This window comes from Streptomyces sp. NPDC001415, from assembly GCF_053597395.1.
Genome location: NZ_JBSFIE010000026.1, coordinates 89,354 through 109,484, shown reverse-complemented (window position 1 = coordinate 109,484; position 20,131 = coordinate 89,354). Strand labels below are relative to the sequence as shown.

Annotated in this window: 16 protein-coding genes; 9 read left to right on the top strand and 7 right to left on the bottom strand. The window is 71.6% G+C overall.

Annotated elements, in window-relative coordinates; genetic code table 11:
• Positions 1-137: 137 nt before the first annotated feature.
• Positions 138-530 carry a VOC family protein gene (locus ACWC2B_RS28310; RefSeq protein ID WP_450721413.1) on the bottom strand — a complete coding sequence of 131 codons (393 nt, stop codon included), beginning with the start codon at positions 528-530 and terminating at the stop codon, positions 138-140.
• Positions 531-587: 57 nt separating this feature from the next.
• Between ACWC2B_RS28310 and ACWC2B_RS28305 the strand changes: the two genes are divergently transcribed.
• The 3 genes from ACWC2B_RS28305 (at position 588) to ACWC2B_RS28295 (ending at position 3,432) form a co-directional block, all read left to right on the top strand.
• The gene (locus tag ACWC2B_RS28305; RefSeq protein WP_450721411.1) at positions 588-1,220 is read left to right on the top strand and encodes a nucleoside/nucleotide kinase family protein; all 633 of its coding nucleotides are present in this window, start codon (positions 588-590) and stop codon (positions 1,218-1,220) included.
• A gap of 41 nt (positions 1,221-1,261) precedes the next feature.
• On the top strand, positions 1,262-2,215 hold the full coding sequence (locus tag ACWC2B_RS28300; RefSeq protein WP_450721409.1) for a hypothetical protein: 954 nt from the start codon (positions 1,262-1,264) through the stop codon (positions 2,213-2,215).
• An 86-nt stretch (positions 2,216-2,301) separates the two neighbouring features.
• Entirely contained in the window at positions 2,302-3,432 is a 1,131-nt protein-coding gene (locus ACWC2B_RS28295) for a M24 family metallopeptidase (RefSeq protein ID WP_450721407.1), read from the top strand.
• Between the two features lie 37 nt (positions 3,433-3,469).
• Here the strand turns inward: ACWC2B_RS28295 and treZ are convergent, their stop codons facing one another.
• Complete coding sequence (treZ, locus tag ACWC2B_RS28290) at positions 3,470-5,209, bottom strand: malto-oligosyltrehalose trehalohydrolase (protein ID WP_450721405.1); 1,740 nt, start codon at positions 5,207-5,209, stop codon at positions 3,470-3,472.
• 73 nt (positions 5,210-5,282) lie between these two features.
• On the bottom strand, positions 5,283-6,209 hold the full coding sequence (locus ACWC2B_RS28285; protein ID WP_450721420.1) for a GNAT family N-acetyltransferase: 927 nt from the start codon (positions 6,207-6,209) through the stop codon (positions 5,283-5,285).
• A 216-nt stretch (positions 6,210-6,425) separates the two neighbouring features.
• Between ACWC2B_RS28285 and ACWC2B_RS28280 the strand changes: the two genes are divergently transcribed.
• The gene (locus ACWC2B_RS28280) at positions 6,426-6,983 is read left to right on the top strand and encodes an FHA domain-containing protein (protein ID WP_450721403.1); all 558 of its coding nucleotides are present in this window, start codon (positions 6,426-6,428) and stop codon (positions 6,981-6,983) included.
• Positions 6,984-7,051: 68 nt separating this feature from the next.
• On the opposite strand, the gene lpdA is transcribed toward ACWC2B_RS28280, so the two are convergent.
• Positions 7,052-8,446, bottom strand: a complete 1,395-nt coding sequence (lpdA, locus tag ACWC2B_RS28275) for a dihydrolipoyl dehydrogenase (protein WP_450721418.1) — start codon at positions 8,444-8,446, stop codon at positions 7,052-7,054.
• A gap of 256 nt (positions 8,447-8,702) precedes the next feature.
• Between lpdA and ACWC2B_RS28270 the strand changes: the two genes are divergently transcribed.
• The gene (locus ACWC2B_RS28270) at positions 8,703-9,650 is read left to right on the top strand and encodes a LysR family transcriptional regulator (protein ID WP_450721401.1); all 948 of its coding nucleotides are present in this window, start codon (positions 8,703-8,705) and stop codon (positions 9,648-9,650) included.
• 89 nt (positions 9,651-9,739) lie between these two features.
• Positions 9,740-10,837 (top strand): cytochrome P450, encoded by a 1,098-nt coding sequence (locus ACWC2B_RS28265; RefSeq protein WP_450721399.1) that lies wholly within the window; start codon positions 9,740-9,742, stop codon positions 10,835-10,837.
• On the opposite strand, the gene treY is transcribed toward ACWC2B_RS28265, so the two are convergent.
• On the bottom strand, positions 10,797-13,148 hold the full coding sequence (gene treY / locus ACWC2B_RS28260) for a malto-oligosyltrehalose synthase (RefSeq protein WP_450721397.1): 2,352 nt from the start codon (positions 13,146-13,148) through the stop codon (positions 10,797-10,799). The two genes, ACWC2B_RS28265 and treY, sit on opposite strands and share 41 nt — an antisense overlap.
• 81 nt (positions 13,149-13,229) lie before the next feature.
• On the opposite strand from treY, the gene ACWC2B_RS28255 reads away from it, so the two are divergent.
• On the top strand, positions 13,230-14,492 hold the full coding sequence (locus ACWC2B_RS28255; protein WP_450721395.1) for an MFS transporter: 1,263 nt from the start codon (positions 13,230-13,232) through the stop codon (positions 14,490-14,492).
• Positions 14,493-14,603: 111 nt separating this feature from the next.
• Here the strand turns inward: ACWC2B_RS28255 and glgX are convergent, their stop codons facing one another.
• The gene (gene glgX / locus ACWC2B_RS28250; RefSeq protein ID WP_450721393.1) at positions 14,604-16,724 is read right to left on the bottom strand and encodes a glycogen debranching protein GlgX; all 2,121 of its coding nucleotides are present in this window, start codon (positions 16,722-16,724) and stop codon (positions 14,604-14,606) included.
• 324 nt (positions 16,725-17,048) lie between these two features.
• Between glgX and ACWC2B_RS28245 the strand changes: the two genes are divergently transcribed.
• Positions 17,049-18,284: an SAV2148 family HEPN domain-containing protein gene (locus ACWC2B_RS28245; protein ID WP_450721391.1), complete on the top strand. Its 1,236-nt coding sequence runs from the start codon at positions 17,049-17,051 to the stop codon at positions 18,282-18,284.
• A 106-nt stretch (positions 18,285-18,390) separates the two neighbouring features.
• Positions 18,391-19,113, top strand: a complete 723-nt coding sequence (locus tag ACWC2B_RS28240) for an exonuclease domain-containing protein (protein ID WP_450721389.1) — start codon at positions 18,391-18,393, stop codon at positions 19,111-19,113.
• An 83-nt stretch (positions 19,114-19,196) separates the two neighbouring features.
• Here the strand turns inward: ACWC2B_RS28240 and ACWC2B_RS28235 are convergent, their stop codons facing one another.
• Complete coding sequence (locus tag ACWC2B_RS28235) at positions 19,197-20,108, bottom strand: phosphotransferase enzyme family protein (RefSeq protein ID WP_450721387.1); 912 nt, start codon at positions 20,106-20,108, stop codon at positions 19,197-19,199.
• Positions 20,109-20,131: the final 23 nt, after the last annotated feature.

Below are 20,131 nucleotides of genomic sequence, written 5' to 3'. Positions count from 1 at the left end.
GGACCCTGTGGGAGAGTAGGACGCCGCCGAACAAATTGTGGGGAAAGCCCCGCACCCGACCGTAAGGGATTACGGTCACGGTGCGGGGCTTTCTCACGTTCAAGATCTCTGCGCCTGAGGCCCGGATGCAACGGCCCCTAAGCCGGCTGCAACAGATCCCAGCGGTTCCCATAGAGGTCCTCGAACACCGCCACCGAACCGTACGGTTCGTGTCGCGGCTCCTCCAAGAAGCGGACTCCGGCCGCCAGCATGCGGGCATGGTCGCCCGCGAAGTCCTCGGTGTGGAGGAAGAAGCCGACCCGCCCGCCGGTCTGGGCGCCCACGCTCGCCAGTTGAGCCTCGTCCTTCGCGCGAGCCAGAAGCAGCGAGGCCGCGCCGTTCGTCGTGCCGGGCGGGCTGACGACCACCCAGCGCGAGCCGTCCCCGCGGTCGGTGTCCTCGGCCAGTTCGAAGCCCAGAGCGCGAGTGTAGAAGTCGATGGCTTCGTCGTAGTCACGCACGACGAGCGTGATCAGTGCAATGTGCGGCATGCCTTCAAGGTTATACGTACCACCTCGCGCCGAGGAGGTCGGTGGAACAATGCGCGTATGGATCTCGACCTTGACGAGCTCGTACGCCGCGCCCGCAGCCTCGTCGTTCCCGGGCGGCGTCGCATTCTCGGCATCGCGGGGCCGCCCGGGGCCGGAAAGTCCACCCTGGCCCGGGAGTTGGTGCGGCGCCTCGACGGGCAGGCCGTGCTCGTGCCCATGGACGGGTTCCATCTCGCCAACGGGGAGCTGCGCCGGCTCGGACGCGCCGAACGCAAAGGCGCGCCTGACACCTTCGACGCTGCCGGATATGGTGCGCTGCTCGCCCGGCTGCGTTCGCCCGATGCCGGCACGGTCGTATACGCGCCGGACTTCGACCGGTCGTTGGAGGCGGCCCTGGCCGGGAGCATCCCCGTCGCCCCTGAGGTCCCGCTCGTCGTGACCGAGGGCAACTACCTGCTGCATGACGAGGGGGCCTGGGCGCAGGTCAGGGATCTCGTCGACGAGATCTGGTATCTCCATGTCGACAACCGGGAGCGGGTGCGCAGACTCGTCGAGCGGCATGTGCGGCACGGGAAGGCCCGACCGTACGCAGAGCGGTGGGTCGAGCAGTCCGACGAGGTCAACGCACGTCTTGTTGCCGCTGGGCGCGCGCGGGCGGATCTTGTCATCACGGGTGCGCTCACTGGGTAGGCTCGCAGCTCTGGCGACCGTGCGAGGGGAAGGCAGCAGACGTGGGGATATTCCGACGAGGGCCCAAACGGGACGCGAGCGACGTTCCGAGGGACCCCGAGTTCGGCTTCTTCTCGAACGGCGAGGGCGCCCGGTTCCGTGCGGTGGTCAGGGAGGCGTTCGCCGAGCTGGGCCTGGAGGTCACGGTCTACGCGGACATGGTGAAGGACAGCGGTGGCCGCCAGTTCGGCCTGGGCAATCTCGCCGCCGTCTGTCACAACGAGCCGCGCGGCCCGCGCGTGTGGCCGGAATTGATCCGTAAGCACGTCGGAATGGTGCTGCGCACCATGGACGCGCCTTCCGCACTTGAAACCATGCCGCCCGAACAGATCCGCGCGCAGCTCTACCCCCGGGTGATCAGCGGCGACGGACTCGACCCGCAGAGCTTCGGCTATGCGCGCAGTGTCGCGCCCGGCCTCTACGAGATCCTCGCTCTCGACCTCCCCGAGAGCGTCATGATGCTCACCGACGAGGCTCTCGAACCTCTCGGTAAGGTTCCTGACCTGCGCGAACAGGCCTTGCGTAATCTGCGGGAACTGCCCGTCGAGGGGCACGAGACGGTCAAGGGCGACGATGGGATGCGCTTCGACATCGTCGTCGGAGACTCGTTCTACACGGCGAGCCGGGTGCTCGCCCTGGAGGCTGTCGTACGCCAGGTCACCGGCCGCGAGGTGCCGCCGGAGGGCGCGCTCGTGGCGATGCCTTTCCGCCACCAGCTCGCCTTCCACGTCATCCGCGACTCCGGCATGGTTCTCGCCCTGAACGCCATGGCCTCGTTCGCGGCCTCCGGGTACGAGGACACTCCGGGGTCGATCAGCCCGTTCGTCTATTGGTGGCGCGGCGGCACGCTCACCCAGCTCAGCGACCGGGACGGCGAGGGGCTGCGCATCGTCGTCGGTGAGGACTTCGGCGAACTCCTGGAGCGGCTTGTCGACGACGAGACGGAGGGACTCTGACGTGCTGAGCCGAGGCTGAAAGGAGGCGGGCGGAACGGCAGTCCATCCCACTCGCGCGCCCACGGGCGTCCGGGCAGGATGAGGCCATGCCTACGACGCCCGCCCCCGCGCCTTTCACCGCCGACGACTACCGGGCCCGGATGGCCCGCGCCGCCCAGTCCGCCGCCGACGCCGGACTGGCCGGCGTGCTCGTCGCGCCCGGTCCCGACCTCGTCTACCTGACCGGCTACCAGCCGACCGCGATCACCGAACGGCTCACCGTGCTGGTGCTCGCGGCCGGTCAGGACCCGGTCCTGGTCGTGCCGACCCTGGAGGCGCCCGACGCCGCGCACGCCCCAGGGGCCGCCGCCCTGACCCTGCGGGACTGGACCGACGGCAAGGACCCGTACACCGTGACTGCTCCCCTCCTCGACGTCGACGGGCGCTTCGGGGTCAGCGACAACGCCTGGGCGATGCATCTGCTCGGGCTGCAGAAGGAGCTGCCCGGCACTTCGTACGTCGCGTTGACCGAGGCGCTGCCCATGCTGCGGGCCGTCAAGGACGAGCATGAGCTGGCTCGCCTGGAGGCGGCGGGCGCGGCGGCGGACGAGGCGTACGGCGAGATCGTGAAGGTAGGTTTCGCGGGCCGGAAGGAGACAGAGGTCGCCGCCGACCTCGCCGCCCTCCTTATGAAGTACGGCCATTCACAAGTGGACTTCACCGTGGTCGGCTCCGGGCCCAATGGCGCCAACCCGCACCACGAGGCCGGCGACCGGACCATCGAGCACGGCGACATGGTCGTCCTCGACTTCGGCGGCCTCAAGCACGGCTACGGCTCCGACACCACCCGTACCGTCCACGTCGGCGAGCCCGGCGTCGCCGAGCGGCGCGTCCACGACGTGGTGCGCGAGGCCCAGCAGGCCGGCTTCGAAGCGGTCAGGCCCGGCGCCGCCTGCCAGGACGTCGACCGTGCGGCGCGCGCGGTGATCGCGGACGCCGGGTACGGCGAATACTTCATCCACCGCACCGGCCACGGCATCGGCGTGACCACCCACGAACCGCCGTACATGATCGAGGGCGAGGAGCGGCCGCTCGTGCCCGGGATGTGCTTCTCCATCGAACCGGGTATCTATCTGCCCGGCCGGTTCGGCGTCCGCATCGAGGACATCGTCACCGTTACGGATGACGGCGGCCGGCGTTTGAACAACACCGACCGTGCTATGGCCATCGTCGAGTAACCGCCGTCAGTGGAAGAGGCGTTGAGTGGTGCGGACCTCAGCCGCCGAGGACCGCACACGACTCGGGCGGCATCACCAGCAGGCCGTCCGGGCCCGGCGCCCCGACCGGCTCCCAGGCCGCGAGGACCCGGCCGCCGCCACCGAGCTTGATCCTGGCGGCCTCCTTGGAGAGGTTGACCACGACCCGCAGATCGCCGCGCCGGTACGTCAGCCAGCGCGCCTCCTCGTCGTACGCCACCTTGACGGCCGCGAGGTCGGGATCCGTCAGATCGGGGCGGTCGCGGCGCAGCGCGATGAGCTCGCGGTACCAGGACAGGAGCCGGGCGTGCGGTTCGCCCGCGGGCTCCGTCCAGTCCAGGCACGAGCGCCGGCGCGTCGCCGGGTCCTGCGGGTCGGGGATGTCCTCGGCGGACCAGCCGTGGGACGTGAACTCCCGCCGTCTGCCCTCCTGTACGGCCCGGGCGAGCTCGGGGTCGGTGTGGTCGGTGAAGAACTGCCAGGGGGTGCGGGCGCCCCACTCCTCGCCCATGAAGAGCATCGGCGGGTACGGGCTCGTCAGCGTCAGCGTCGCCGCACAGGCCAGCAGGCCGGGCGACAGGGTGGCCGAGAGGCGGTCGCCCTGGGCCCGGTTGCCGATCTGGTCGTGCGTCTGCGCGTAGCCCAGGAAGCGGTGCGCGGGGGTGTGGGCGCGGTCGACGGGGCGGCCATGGGTACGGCCCCGGAAGCTCGAATACGTACCGTCGTGGAAGAACACGCGGGTCAGCGTCTTGGCGAGCGCGGAGAGCGGGGCGCGCGCGAAATCGGCGTAGTAGCCCTGGGATTCACCGGTCAGGGCGGTGTGCAGGGCGTGGTGGAAGTCGTCGTTCCACTGGGCGTGCAGGCCGAGTCCGCCTTCACCGCGCGGCGTGGTCGTGCGCGGATCGCAGGTGTCGGACTCGGCGATGAGGAACAGTGGCCGGCCGAGTTCGGCGGCGAGCACGTCGACGGCTGTCGAGAGCTCTTCGAGGAAGGTGTACGCACGGGTGTCGGCCAGCGAGTGCACCGCGTCCAGGCGCAGCCCGTCGAGGCGGTAGTCGCGCAGCCAGGCCAGCGCGCTCTCCAGAAGGAAGGCACGCACCTCGTCGGAGCCGGCGGCGTCCAGGTTGACGGCCGCGCCCCAGGGCGTGTGATGGGTGTCCGTGAAGTACGGGCCGAAGGCGGGCAGGTAATTGCCGGACGGGCCCAGGTGGTTGTGTACGACGTCCAGGACGACACCGAGACCATGGGCGTGCGCCGCGTCGACAAACCTCTTCAGCGCCTCGGGTCCGCCGTACGGCTCGTGCACCGCCCAGAGGGAGACGCCCTCGTACCCCCAGCCGTGCCGCCCCGGGAACGGACACACCGGCATCAGCTCGATGTGGGTGATCCCCAAATCGGCCAGATGGGGCAGCTGTTGGACGGCCGCGTCAAGGGTGCCTTCGGGGGTGAAGGTGCCGATGTGCAGCTCGTACAGGACGGCCCTCTGGAGGGGGCGCCCCTCCCAGGGATGCTGCCAGCCGAAGGTTTCGTGGACGACGACCGCGCTGAGGCCGTCAGGCCCTTCGGGCTGGCGGCGCGAGCGCGGGTCGGGCAGCACCGGGCCGTCGTCCAGTACGTACCCGTAGCGGTCGCCGGGGTGCCCCTCGGCCTCGGCCACCCACCAGCCCGCGCGCACGGGATGGCGGCCCATGGGATGGATCGCGCCCTCCAGAAGAAGAGCGGTCCGGTCGGCGTGCGGCGCCCACACTTCGAACAGCACTGGTGTGTCCCCCTGTCGTAGCCGGTTGCGACCATGGTGCGACAGACGAGGGGGACACGCCCGCGATTCGTGACTACTTCCAGACCATGTTGATCGCGCGCTCGAAGACGACGTAGCCCGCACGGGTGAACGCGTTCGCCATGGGAACGTTGGGCAGATCGGTGGCCGCGCGGATCCGGGGCACGTCCTGTTCGGCCAGGATCCGCGTCCCCTCGGAGAGGATGTCGTCGATGTAGCCGTGGCCGCGATGGGCGGGCAGCACCCCGATGTAGGCGATGATCGGGTTGTAGCTGTTGCGGGCCGGGATCACGAACCCGACGGGGTCGCCGCCGTCCTTGAGCTCGGCGATCCGCCACCACTCGCGCGGCGTCTTGAAAGACTCGAACTCTTCGTCGTACATGAGCTCCGCGGACTCGCGCGGGGTCATGGTGAGCAGTTCCTCACGGGTGTGCTCGTCGAGCGAGCCCTCCACGACGAGCGCCATCAGGGAGATGAGCTCCTCGCGGTCGGTGGCGGCACGGAACGTCAACCTCGTGGAGGCTTGGGGAAGCGGCGTGCCGGGCCGCCACTCCAGGCGCAGCCGCTCGACGAGCGGGGTCGCACCGGAGGCGGCCATGATGTTCAGCCGGGTCTCGACGACCTCGCGCGCGGCGGGGTCTTCGCGCCAGTCGCCGGGCACGAAACGGCCGTACTCGGGGCGCTCGGCGCCCGCGGCCACCACCTCGGCGGTCGCGGTCTCCAGGAGGCGCAGGCCGATCTCGTGACGCTCGGCCGCGGGCAGGGAGTCGTCGACGTCGAAGAAGTCGAGATTCTGCGGCGCATCGCCGCTCTTCCCGGTCCACCACGCGATGCGCGCCAGTACGCGGCCGTCGCGCAGCGCCACCCACATCCAGGCCGGGATGCGGCGGCCGGTGGCCAGATCGTCCTGGAGTTCGTGGTCCAGGACGTAGGAAAGCTGCTGGAAGAGCCCGAGTTCCTCGGGCCCGGCGAGCGGACGCATGGTTATGCCCGACGCGGAAGTCTGCAAGAGGATCCCCTCAGAGGTTTAAGAAGTCGGCAGACCCTAACAGGGCACGACGGCTGCCCGGCAAGGGAATTACGGCGCCCGGGTGCCTGCGTCGCAGGTCAGACCTGGGGCAGTGGTGAACGCGGGCCTCCTTCAGGAGGGCGACCCTCTGCTGGACACTTCCAGCCTTCTGGAAGGACAATCGCTGATGTGACGCCCTCCTTCGAATTCCAGACCTCCTCGGCGCCCGCGCGGCTCTCCGACGCGGAGCGCGACCGGGTGCTGGAGGTGCTGCGCGAGGGCGCCGCCGAGGGCAAGCTGTCGCACGACACGTTCCTGCGCCGCATGGAACTGGCCCTGGCCGCCCGCAGGTCGGACGAACTGATCGCCCTCACCGCCGACTTGGGCAGCGGCGGAAACCGCTGGTCGAAGGCGGTGTTCGGCGCGGTCAGCCGAGTATCCGAGTTCTCCGTCTCACTGCGCCGCGCCTGGCAGACCGAGCGGCTGCCCAAACTCCTCTTCCCGGTGCCGGGCCCGTACCCGCTGCGCATCGGCCGCGACCCCGCCAACGGGCTCCGCCTGAGCCACGAGACGGTGTCGCGGGTGCATGCCGAACTCGTCTTCCAGGCCGGCATGTGGCAGCTGCGCGACCTCGGCTCCACCAACGGGACATGCGTCAACGGGCGCCGGGTCACGGGAGCCGTCGCCGTGGCCGACGGGGACCAGGTGAGCTTCGGCCGGATGGCCTTCCGGCTCGCCACCCACTGAGTTCCCGGCCGACACCGGGCCTGTACGCGCCGTGCCAACTGGTCGGCAAGCGGCGGGGCTTGATGCCCTCACTGCTGGTGCAGGCCCCGCCCGGCCAGGGTGAGGAAGGTTTCACCGACGGCTTCCGAGAGCGTGGGATGGGCGTGGATGTGGCGCGCCACGTCCGAGGGCTCGGCGTCCCAGCCGACGATCAGCTGGCTCTCGGCGATCATCTCGGACACGTTCGGGCCGACGAGATGCACGCCGAGCACCTGCCCCGCGCGTTCGACGACCACCTTCACCACTCCGCCCTGCCCGTGCACCATTCCCTTGGCGACGGCCGTCAGCGGCATGGTGTTGACGACGACGTCATGTCCGCGGTTGCGGGCCTCCGCCTCGGTCAGGCCCACCGACGCGGTCTGCGGTGAGGAGTAGGTGACCCGGGGCACTGTCGCGTAGTCGACGGGCGCGGAGGCCACCCCGGCCAGCGTTTCGGCGACCAACAGGCCCTCCGCGAACGAGGCGTGGGCCAGGCCGAGGGAGGGAGGCGGCAGTAGATCGCCCACCACATGGATGCCGGGAACCGCGGTTTCGAGCCGGGTCCAGTCGGCCGGGGCGACGAAGCCCCGCTCGTCGACGGCGAGTCCGGCCGCGGCCAGGCCGAGCCCGTCGGTGACCGGCGCGCGGCCCACCGCGACGAGGAGCCGCTCGGCCTCGATCGTGCGGACCTCGCCGCGCGCGGTGCGCACCGAGGCACGCACCCCGTCCTCCAGGACACTCGCGTCCAGGAAGCGCGCGCCGGTCTGCACATCGATGCCGCGCTTCTTCAGTCCGCGGGTCAAGTGGCGGCTGACGTCGGCGTCTTCGAGCGGCACCAGCCGGTCGGCGGCCTCGATCAGCGTGACCTCGGCGCCCATCGACCGGTGGAACGAGGCGTACTCGACGCCGATCGCACCGCCGCCGAGGACCAGTACGGACTGCGGAAGGCCGGGCGCGAACAGCGCGTCGTCGCTGGTGACCACACGCCGTCCGTCCGCTGCGAGACCGGGCAGCATCCGGGGCCGTGAACCCGTGGCGAGCACAATGCCGCGCCGGGCCACGACGTTCCCGTGGTTCTCTACGCATACGCTTCGCGGTCCCGTCAACCGGGCACTGCCGCGCAGCACTTGAACGTCGGCATGCGACAGATGCCCTTCGACCCCCTTGTGATTGCGGGAGACGATGTCGTCACGGGTCGCCACGAGCGCCTGCCAGTCGATCGAATCCAGGCTCGCCTTCACCCCCCACCGCTCCCGCGCCTCGGCGATCCCGTCCACCAGTTCGGCGGCGTGCAGCATCGCCTTGCTGGGGATGCAGCCGCGGTGCAGGCAGGTGCCGCCGACCTTGTCGCGCTCGGCGAGCACGACCGTCAGGCCGAGGGCGGCGGCTCGCAGAGCGGTGGAATATCCACCGGTGCCGCCGCCGATGACGATCACATCGGCCATGAGGCTCTCGGCCTCAAGGTTCCCGGTGGCGCGTTCAGTCACGGATCCAGCGGCGGAACCGGTCAGGGGTTCAGCCGAGAGTCCGGTCGAGGTCTCAGTCGACGTCTCCGTCAAGATCTCCGTCAAGGTCTCAGTCATGGGGCAAGCCTCGCCCGGCCGCTGCCATGAGTCCAAGGCAATGTTCTTGTGGGGCCGATGCACAATGCTCATGGCGTGCAGGGGGCACGCGGGGCCAGTGTGACCAGGGGGACGTGGCGTGAGTCTGCGACAGATGGAGTACTTCGTCACGGTCGTCGAGGAGACGTCGTTCACCCGAGCCGCCGAGCTGCTGCACGTCACCCAGCCCGCCCTGTCCCACCAGATCAAGGCGCTGGAGAAGGCCGTCGGAGGCGAGCTCCTCGAACGACTGCCGCGCGGCGTGCGGCTCACCCCCATGGGCCGCGCCTACCTGCCGCACGCCCGGCTCGCGGTGCGCAGCGCCCTCCAGGCCCGCCGCGCGGCCCGCGCGGCGGCCGGCTCCGAGGGCGGCGAACTGCACATCGCCTCCGTGCACTCGGTCGCCGTCGGCGTGCTGCCCGAGGCATTCGCCCGGTGGCGGCGCACGCACCCCGGCGTGAGGCTCCTCCTCCACGAGTACGCCACCACCGAGGCGCTTGAGGAGTCGCTCGAACGCGGCGCCGCCGACCTGGCCGTCGGCCCGCCGCCCAAGCACTGGCAGGGTCCCGTCGTCCCCGTCGGCGAGGAGGAGATCGCGCTCGTCGTCGCCTTCGACGATCCACTGGCGGGCCGCTCCTCGGTGCGCCTCGAAGAGCTCGCCGACCACGCCTGGGTGCGGTGCACGATGGAGCCCGTCGTCGACGGCCGCCCCTTCCTCGATCTGGTCTGCGAGCGGGCCGGCTTCACCCCGCGCACCGTCGTGCGCACCGAGCACACCTCGACGGCGGTACGGATGGCCGCCGCCGGGGTCGGCGTCGTCGCGGTGCCCACCCACGTCGTACGCGGCGGGGTCGGCGAGGACTGTGTGCTGCTCTCGGTCGATCCCTCCTGGAAGCGCGCCCTGACCGTGTTCTCGCGGGTGGAGCTGGCCGGCGCCGCGGCCGCATTCACCGAGCTGCTGTGCAGGTCAGCGCCGTACGGCACCGGCGCCATCTCACCCGTACGGCCGAACGCCGATCGCGGCTGCCCGGCGGAGGTGGTCCGCTGAGAGCAGTCACCGGGCCGGGCGGCCGCCGTCGTGACCGCCGAAGGCCGCACGACCGCGCCCGCCGGGCGCCGACCGGGGAGGCGCGCGCCATGACGACCGTCGAGCCGCCGCCCGAGACAGCGCCGGCCCCGGCCCCTGCCTCGCCGCCCGAGGCAACGCCGCCCCCCACCGTCGCCTCCCCGCCCGAGACGCCTTCTCTGCCTGAGACGCCCTCGCTTCTCGGGGCCGCCGCCCGCCGCGACCCGTACGCCTTCTACCGGTTCCTGCGCGAGGAACACCCCCTGCTGTGGGACGCCAGACTCGGGGCCTGGCTGGTCAGCCGGTACGCGGATGTCGCCCCCGCGCTCGGCGACCCCGGCCTCGTCGGGCCCCGCCGGGGGCCCTGCTGCGGACCGGGCACGGTGCGCTGCACCCAGGAGTACGCCGCGCCCGAGAGCGCCTTCGCGCTGCTGCGCGAGGTGTGCGCCCGCACCGCCTACGTGCTGGCCCGCCGACTCGCCGGGCGCCAGGAGGCCGACCTGGTGGAGGAGTTCTGCCGATGGCTCCCCACCGGCACGATGGCCGCCGCGACCGGACTCTCGTACGGGGCCGTGATGGGCCGCTCCGGTGCTGTCCCGGCGCGCAGCCGGGCGGAGGCCCCCGCAGCGACCGACCTCGGCCGTCGCCGGGTCGGTACCGGGGTCGCCCTGCTCGCGGCGCGCTGCGCGGACCAGGCGGCGCTCACCGGTCAGGCGCTTGCCTCGCTCCTGGCCAACCTCCTTGACAATCCTGAGCAGTTGGAGCTGGTGAAGGCGGTGCCGGCGCTGATCGGGCAGGCGTGGGACGAATCGCTGCGGCGCAATCCGCCCGTCCATGTGGTGCTGCGCCGGGCCGTCCGTGACCTCGCGATATCTGGAGCCGCCGTGCCGGCCGGAGCCGCTGTCGCGCTGCTCGTCGGGGCTGCGAACCGTGACCCGGACCGCTTCACCGACCCCGACCGCTTCGATCTGCACCGCACCAACCCCGGCGCGCTCGCCCTCGGGCCCTCGGACTGCCCGGCCGCGCGGGTCGCCGAGCTCCAGGCGGAGTGCGCGGTGAACGCCCTGCTCACCGCCATGCCCGGGCTGCGCAGGGCCGAAGCTTTCACACCGGCCGAGAGTGGACTGCTCACCCGGGCCCCTCGCCTCCTTCTCGTTCGGCCCTCCTGAGCAGCGCCACCGGCAGCGGTGCGAACAGCTCGTCCAGAGCCACCGCACCGCTGAACTGCCGCCCCGGGCTGAGGACATCGGCCCAGCGGCCCTCCGGAAGCCGCAGCTCCGTCCCCGCCCAGCCGCCGGCCTCGGCGAGCCGCAGCGAGAGCCGGGTCACCGCCGTCACCACCTCGCCCGAGCGGCAGAACGCCACGCAGTGACCGGCGCGGGAGCCTCGTACGGCGAGCTCCCCATAGGTCGCGGATTCGCCGAATATTCCGGGGAGTTCGCGGCGCAGCCGCAACGCCGCCAAGGTGATCCTGAGCTTGGCGCCGGGGTCGGCCAGGGCGGCCCGGTCGAACCGGACCGGGCGCCGGTTGTCCGGGTCCACCAGCGCCGCGTACTCCGCCTCCGTCCCCTGGTAGAGGTCCGGCACGCCCGGCATCGTCAGATGCAGCAGCGCGGCCCCCAGACTGTTGGCCCGCGCGGCGGCCTCGACCTCCTGCGTGAACTCCCGTACCAGTAAGGCGAGTTGACCACCTGGCCCCGCCTCGACGAAGTCGCTCACGGCCTTCTCGTAGCCGGGGTCCTGCTCCGTCCAGCCCGTGTGCAGGCCGGCCTCGCGCACCGCCTTGAGCAGCGCCGCCCCGAGCCGCTCCGGCTCCGGCAGCCCGCCCAGCCCCACCGACGTCTGCCAGGCGACCCAGGCAAGATGCGGATCCGGTGCCCGTACCCCGGAGACCCGGTCGAGCAGCGCCGCCCACCGCTGGGGGCACTCGGAAAGCACCGCGATCCGGGCCCGCACCTCCGCACTGCGCTTGGTGTCGTGCGTGGACAGGACGGTTCCGGTGCTCGGCCAGTCACGGGCGAGGCGGGCGCAGAACGCGTGGAACTCGCCGGGCTCCACCGAAGGCCGCCCCGGATCCCCGCCCACCTCGTTCACCGACAGCAGCGGCGTGTACCGGTAGAAGGCCGTGTCCTCGACGGACTTGGCGTGCAGCGCCGACGACGTCTGCGCGAAGCGCGCACGGAACCGGTCCCGCTCCGGGCCGGCGCCGAGTCGGCCGAGCGCCAGATCCCGCACCACATCGACCGCGGCCGACTCCTCCGCGACCGAGAAGGCCGCCTTCGCCTCCAAGGCCGCCGAGGCTGGAAGGGCCCGCTCCGCCCCGAACCGGTAGGGCCGGTAGACCGGGACGCGGACGAGGAGTTCCCGCAGGGCGAGCCGCAGCGCCCAGGGGGCGTGGTCGCGCAGCTCGGGGCCGCCCGTCGCACAGATCCGCTGCGCGAGCCGCACCAGGAATTCGGTCTCGGCCACCAGCTCGTGGGTGAGTACCCGGTACGCCGCGCGGCGCACCGTCGGCCCCCAATGGCCGCCCCGGTCGCCACTCACACCGGTGAACTCGCCATACGGGGCGAGGAGTTGATCGAAACCTTCAGGATCGGTGAACAGGCCGTCGATGTGCCGCAGCGCGTCATATCCGGTCGTCCCGGCGACCGCCCACCCCGCCGGAAGGCGCTCGTCGCCGGTGAGGATCTTCTCGACGACCGTCCAGCGGCCGTCCGTCGCCTCGTTCAACCGCCGCAGATAGGCCTCGGGGTCCGCGAGACCGTCCGGATGGTCGACCCGCAGCCCGTTCACCACGCCGTCGTGGACCAGCTCCAGGATCTTGGCGTGCGTCGCGTCGAAGACGCTCTCGTCCTCCACCCGGAGGCCGATCAGCTCCGCGATCGTGAAGAACCGCCGGTAGTTGAGCTCGGTCCTGGCAAGGCGCCACCAGCCGAGCCGGTAGAACTGCGCGTCGAGCAGCTCGGGCAGCGGCAGGCCCGCCGTGCCCTCCCGCAGCGGGAAGCACTCCTCGCCGTAGCGCAGTACGTCACCGTCCACCGTCAGGCGGTCCAGCTCCGCGCCCAGCGGCCCGGCGAGCACCGGCAGCAGGATCCGCCCGTCGCCCGCCGCCCAGTCGATGTCGAACCACGAGGCGTACGGCGATGACGGGCCGCCGCGCAGGACGTCCCACAGCTGCCGGTTGTGGCGCGCGGCCGCCGACATGTGGTTCGGCACGATGTCGAGGATCAGGCCGAGCCCGAACCCCCTTGCCCGGACGGCCAGTTGGCGAAGGCCCGACTCGCCGCCCAGCTCCTCGCGCACTTTCGCGTGGTCGGTGACGTCGTATCCGTGCGTCGAGCCGGGCACGGCCTCCAGGACGGGCGACAGATGGAGGTGCGAGACTCCGAGCTCCGCCAGGTAGGGCAGCGCGCCCTCGGCGGCGGCGAACGGGAACCCGGGCTGGAGCTGGAGCCGGTAGGTCGCGGTGGGCTGGGTCATATGAACGTACGTACCCCGTCGGGCTGCTTCTGTTCCTTCGGCCCATGCGTATGCCCCGGTCGGCCGCGTTAGCTTCGCCTGATGGCTGGATCCCTTCAGACCTACCGCAAGGTGCTCGCCCTGACGGGGCCGGTGCTGCCCGTGATCTCCTTCCTCGGACGGCTGCCGACCGCCATGTGCCAGCTCGGCAGCGTGCTCCTGGTCGCCGAGAGCAGCGGCAGCCTGGCGACCGCCGGGCTCGCCGGAGGCGCGCTGGTCGCCGGGCAGACCGTCGCGGGCCCGCTCCTGGGGCGCGCCGCCGACCGTTACGGACAGCGCACCGTGGTGCTCGCGGCGGCACTCGCCAACGCCGCCGCGGTGACCGGTCTGGTCCTTGCCGCGCTCGCCCACCTCGCGACGGGCTGGCTGGCCCTGCTCGGCGCCCTGGCCGGGGCGAGCGTCCCCCAGGTCGGACCGCTCGCCCGGAGCAGGACCGTGGCCCTCGCGCACCGGGCCGGAGCCGACGAGCGGACCGTGGCCGGGGCGGTCTCCTTCGAAGGCACCCTGGACGAGATCTCGTTCGTCCTCGGCCCGGCCTTCGTGGGCCTGGCCGCAGCACTCGCCCACCCGGCCGCCGCGCTCCTGACGGCCGCGGCCCTGCTCGCGGTCTGCGGCACCGCCTTCGCGCTGCACCCGACGGCACGTCAGGTCACCGCCGCCCGGCGCACCGGGGCCGCAAGCCCCCGACTGCCCGGCGCGGTGTACGCCCTGCGCGCCACGATGGTCCTCCAGGGCGCCATGTTCGGCGCCTCCCAGGCGGGCATCACGGCCCTGACCGAGCAGCTCGGCCGGCCTTCGCAGACCGGGCTCGTGTACGCGGCGATGGGTGTGATGAGCGCGGCGGCCGGGCTGGCCATGGTCGCCGTGCCGGAGCGGCTCGCCCTGCAGGTCCGGTGGCGGATCGCCACCGCGGCCCTTGTCGTGCTCTGCGTACCGCTGCTCTTCGTGGACACGCTGGTCGGCCTGTACGCCACGGTGATCGTCCTCGGGGTGGCGTACGCGCCTCATCTGATCACCGTGTTCGGGCTGACGGAGCGGCTGGTCCCGGCGGACCGGCTCGCGGAGTCGATGGCGTACCTGACCAGCGGCATCGTCGGCGGTCAGGCGCTCGCGCTCGCGCTGTCGGGACGGCTTGCGCAGGACCACGGCGCGGGCGCCGCGTTCGCCGTGATGGTGGTGGCCGGGGCGCTCTGCGTGGTGTGTTCCTGGTCCGTGCGCGGGCTCGGCGGACGACGGGTGGAGGCGGCCACCGCGGATGCCGTCACCGGCGTCGCGGCGGCCCCGAGGACTCCGGTCGACAGCTGAGTCGACAGCGGACCGGACGGTGGTCGCGTTCATGGTGCCCACTGTGCCCGAGCCCACTGACAATCGAACTCCGGTGCAGGTCAGAGGCGTTGAGAGGCTGCGGCGGGCGGTCTACGCGGGCCGCCGCAGCACGGTCAGGCTCCGGCCGATCAGGCCGACCCGCTCGCCCGCCGCCACCTTCGGACCCTCGCCCGGCGGCACCCCCTCGGGCCGCGCGGTGTCCACGACCACCTGCCACTGCCGGCCGTGGTTGACCGGCACCACGAAGTCGATCGCCTCCGCACTGGCGTTGAACATCAGCAGGAACGAGTCGTCGCCGATCCGCTCGCCCCGCGGTCCCGGCTCGGAGATCGCGTTGCCGTTGAGGAAGACCGACAGCGCCTTCGCGCTCGCCGACTGCCAGTCCCGGTCGGCCATTTCCTCGCCCTCGGGGGTGAACCAGGCGATGTCGGACAGCTCGTCGTGCGTGCCCTGCACCGGGCGGCCGTGGAAGAACCGCCTGCGCCGGAAGACCGGATGGTCCCGGCGCAGCCACACCATGGCCCGGGTGAACGCGAGGAGGGTGCCCTCCGGGTCGTCGCCGGGGTCCGGCCAGTGCACCCAGGACAGCTCGTTGTCCTGGCAGTACGCGTTGTTGTTGCCGCCCTGGCTGCGGGCGAACTCGTCGCCGTGGCTGAGCATCGGCACGCCCTGCGACAGCATCAGGGTGGCGACGAAGTTCCGCATCTGCCGGGCGCGCAGCTCCTTCACCTCGCCGTCGTCGGTGGGGCCCTCGATGCCGCAGTTCCAGGACCGGTTGTGGCTCTCGCCGTCCCGGTTGTCCTCGCCGTTGGCGTCGTTGTGCTTGTCGTTGTAGGAGACGAGGTCGTTTAGGGTGAAGCCGTCGTGGCAGGTGGTGAAGTTGATGGAGGCCAGCGGCCGCCTCCCGTCGTCCTGGTACAGGTCCGACGACCCGGTCAGCCGCCCGGCGAACTCGGCGAGGGTCTGCGGCTCGCCGCGCCACAAGTCCCGTACGGTGTCGCGGTACTTGCCGTTCCACTCCGTCCACAGCGGCGGGAAGTTGCCCACCTGGTAGCCGCCCTCGCCCACGTCCCACGGCTCGGCGATCAGTTTGACCTGGCTGACCACAGGGTCCTGCTGGACCAGGTCGAAGAAGGACGAGAGCCGGTCCACCTCGTGGAACTGGCGGGCCAGCGTCGCCGCGAGGTCGAAGCGGAAGCCGTCCACATGCATCTCGGTCACCCAGTAGCGCAGCGAATCCATGATCAGCTGGAGGACGTGCGGCGACCTCATAAGAAGGCTGTTGCCCGTCCCTGTGGTGTCCTCGTAATAGCGGGGGTCCTCGGCGAGCCTGTAGTACTGCGTGTTGTCCAGGCCCCGGAAGGAGAGGGTGGGGCCGAGGTGGTTGCCCTCCGCCGTGTGGTTGTAGACGACGTCGAGGATGACCTCGATGCCCGCCTCGTGCAGGGCCCGTACCGCCTGCTTGAACTCCAGGACCTGCTGGCCGCGGTCGCCCCATGAGGCGTAGGCGTTGTGAGGGGCGAAGAAGCCGATGGTGTTGTAGCCCCAGTAGTTCGACATTCCGGCGTCCGCGAGCCGATGGTCGTTGACGAACTGGTGCACCGGCATCAACTCGATTGCTGTGACGCCGAGTCGGGTGAGGTGCTCGATGACGGCCGGGTGCGCGAGCGCCGCATAGGTGCCCCGCTGGTCCGGAGGAAGCTCCGGATGCAGCATGGTGAGGCCCTTGACATGAGCCTCGTAGACGACGGTGTGGTGGTACTCGGTGCGTGGCGGCCGGTCGTCGCCCCAGTCGAAGAACGGATTGACCACCACCGAGGCCATGGTGTGCGGCGCCGAGTCCAGGTCGTTGCGGCTGTCGGGCCGCCCGAAGTGGTAGCCGTAGACCGCCTCGTTCCACTCGATGTGCCCGCTCATGGCGCGCGCGTACGGGTCGAGCAGCAGCTTCGCCGAGTTGCAGCGGTGCCCCTTCTGCGGCTCGTACGGTCCGTGCACCCGGAAGCCGTACCGCTGGCCCGGCAGCACGCCGGGCAGATAGGCGTGGCGTACGAACGCGTCGGACTCGCGCAGCTCGACGGCCGTCTCCGAGCCGTCGTCGTGCAGCAGACACAACTCGATCCGACTGGCGGCCTCGGAGAAGACCGCGAAATTGGTCCCGGCGCCGTCGTACGTGGCACCGAGTGGGTAAGCCTGTCCCGGCCATACCTGCATGGGCAAGACTCTTCCACTTCCGCTCGGGGTGCTGAGGGGCTGTTCGGCCAGATCCTCCCCGAAAAGACGACGGTCACCCAGGACGTCCGCGTGCGCCAATGGGTGACCCGGCTCCGGAGACGCGGGGCAAGCGCTATGAATCCGCTCACCCCGACAGATAGTGCCCATCAGAACAGGCCGTATCCTCGGCCCAGTTGGGAAACTCGACTCGCCATCGGGCTGCAGCGCCTCCCGCTCCCGGAGTACCCTTCCTTGATCGTTGAAGGGCTTGCAGGGCGGGTCGGACCCGCAGGGGTTTGCCGGGGGGCGGAAGGCGGTGCGTGGGTGAGCTCGGGAGGTCTTGAGCTGCCCCCTGGTGACACGGGTCATGAGGGGGAGTCCGGCGACATCCCGCCCGGAGCGGTCTCCCTCGCGCGTCCGATGGAGATCGGGGCGGAGCTGGACTGGGGCACGGACGCCTGGAGCGAGGTGCGTACGCGTGCGCAGCGGGCCGGGCGCGCCTACATCTGGTTGAACCTGGTGGAGCAGCGGCTGCGCGCCGTGGTGGCCGCCGTGCTCCGGCCGATCTACGAGCCGGTCCACGGCGACGACTGGGTGGTCGCCGCGGCCGGCCCCGCGGGCCAGGAGTGGGTGCAGCGGGCCGTCGCGGTGCGCGAGGTCTCGCGCCGCAAGGGCTATCTGCTCGACCCCGCCGACGACAACGTGCTCAGCTTCCTCACCCTTCCGCAGCTGCGCGAGCTGATGGTGCAGCACTGGCCCTGTTTCGAGCCGTACGTGGACGACCGGCGCGATGTCGAACTCGCCCTGGACGAGCTGGAAGTGGCCCGCAACGTCGTCTCGCGGAACCGGGCGCTGAACGAGGCCGTGCTCGCCCAGGCGGAGCGTGCCTCGGCGCGGCTCCTGGATGTGCTCGGCGGTGCCAGTGGGGCGCCGGGCGCGCACCGCCTGCCCATCGACGCGGTGGAGGACCTGGTCGGCGACCGGTACGCCGATGTCGTCTCCGTCCACTCCGACCGGGTGCGCCTGCAGCGCCAGTTGCCGGCCGAGGACCTCTTCGGCGGCGCCCGCCGCCTGGACGCGACAGGCATCGGCCTCAACCTGCTGGTGCAGAACTACTCGGGGCGGCGCCTGGTGCGGCTCGCCGAGTCCGGGTGCCGCGTCCGGCTGCTCTTCCTCAACCCGGCGAGCAGCGCGGTCAAGCGCCGCGAGCGTGAACTCGGCGTGAAAAAGGGCGAGTTGAGCCGCTCCGTGGAGATGAACATCCTGCACATGCGGCGGGTGCGGGCCCAGCTGCGCGACCCGGGGGCCTTCGAGATCCAGGTCTTCGACGAGACGCCGCGCTTCACCGCCTACCTGGTGAACGGCGACGGCCCGGACGGCGTCGCGGTCGTCCAGTCCTACCTGCGCCGCGCGCGGGGGATGGAAGCACCGGTGCTGGTGCTGCGCGGGGGCGGCCGACGCGGCGTGGTGCGGCCCGGCCAGGACGTGGAGCATGGGCTCTTCGAGACGTACCGCGAGGAGTTCGAGTCGGTCTGGGTCGATTCACGCCCTGTGTCCTGAATTGTGGTGAGCTTCCCCGGGTGGATTCCGGCCGCCCGGCCGATTGTCAGTGCCGCGTGCGAGGGTGGTCGTCAACTGGGGGAAAGCACCACGAAGGAGGGGCAGCATGAGCTGGCACCTGGAGCCGCTGGTCGGCTTCGACCTGGAGACGACCGGCACCGAGCCGCGCGAGGCGCGCATCGTGACGGCCGCGATCGTCGAACTGCGGGGCGCCGACGTGGTGGGCAGGCGGAGCTGGCTGGCGGATCCGGGGATAAGGATCCCGGCGCAGGCGTCCGCGGTCCACGGGATCAGCAGCGAGCGGGCCGCGGCCGAGGGCCGGCCCGCCGCCGAGGTGGCCGACGAGATCGCCGACACCCTGGCCGGCCACTGGCGCCGGGGCGTACCCGTGATCGCCTACAACGCGGCCTTCGACCTGACGCTGCTCGCCGCCGAACTGCGGCGCCACCAACTGCCCTCGCTCAGCGAGCGGCTGGACGGCGCGTCCATAGGGCCCGTCGTCGACCCGTACACGATCGACCGCTCCGTGGACCGCTACCGCAAGGGCAAGCGCACCCTCGAAGCGGTGTGCGTCGAGTACGGGGTGGTCCTTGAGGCGGCGCACGACGCGGGGGCCGACGCGCTGGCGGCGGCCCGGGTGGCCGTGGCGATAGCCGAGCGCCACCCTCAGGTGGCGCGGCTCGAACTGGCGGAACTGCATGACCGTCAGATCCGCTGGTACGCGGAGTGGGCGGCCGACTTCCAGCAGTTCCTGCGGAAGAAGGGCACCGCCGACGCGGTCATCGACGGCTCCTGGCCGCTGCGCGAACTGGCCCCGGCCCGGGGCTGAGGCCGGTCCCTACGAGTCCGTGTCCGAACTCTGTGTCTGAACCCGGCCGGCCCGGCCGGGCTCGGACACAGACTCTGAGGCGGTCAGAACGGGTACCAGCGCACCTCGGGGTCGTCGTCGCGCAGCGAGGCGACGCGGCGGTGGAACTCCTCCAGCGCCTTCGGGTTGGTCGGGGCGTGCTGGGCGACCCAGGCGCAGCTGGCCGTCTCCCGGGCACCGCGCAGGACCGCGCAGCCGTCCCAGGTACGGACGTCCCAGCCGTAGGCGGTGACGAACGCGTCGTACTGCTCGGCGGGCAGCCCGTACCGGTCGCGGGACAGGGCCATGACGACCAGATCGTGCTCGCGGAAGTCGGCGGAGAAGGTCTCCAGGTCGACCAGGACCGGCCCTTCGGGGCCGATGTACACATTGCGGGGGAGGGCGTCGCCATGGATGGGACCGAGCGGCAGCTGCGGGGTGAGCGCCGCGGCGGCTTCCGCGAAGCCGTCCCGGCGGGCCCGCAGATATGCGGCGTCGGCCGGGTCGATCGCGTCGCCGGCCAGCTGTAGCCAGCGCTCGACACCGCCGAGGAGTTCGCGGCGGGGCAGCGGGAAAGCGGGCAGCGGCAGGGCGTGGACGCGGCGCAGGAGTTCGGCCAGGTCGGCCGGCCCCGCGGGGCGTTCGGCGGCGGGCAGCCGGTGCCACACGGTCACCGGGTGGCCCTCGACGAGCCTCGGTTTCGGCTCGGCGGCCCGCACCGCGGGCACCCCGGTCTCGGCGAGCCAGGTCGCGACGGCCACTTCGCGCTCGGCGCGCTCAAGCAGCTCCGGGTGGTGCGTGGCATCGCGGCCGACCTTGACGACCAGGCCGTCCGGCAGGGCGTGTGGGGTGCCGGGCAGCGCGAAGACCGCGTTCTCGCCCAGGGCAAGGAGCTCGGCGTCGGCCGCTCCGGCAAGCCCGCCGGGGTCGCTCAGTGCCGCCGCGGCCAGCAGTTCGCGCGCGCGTGCCTCGTCCATGGTCGTCTCCCGGTGATCGTTTC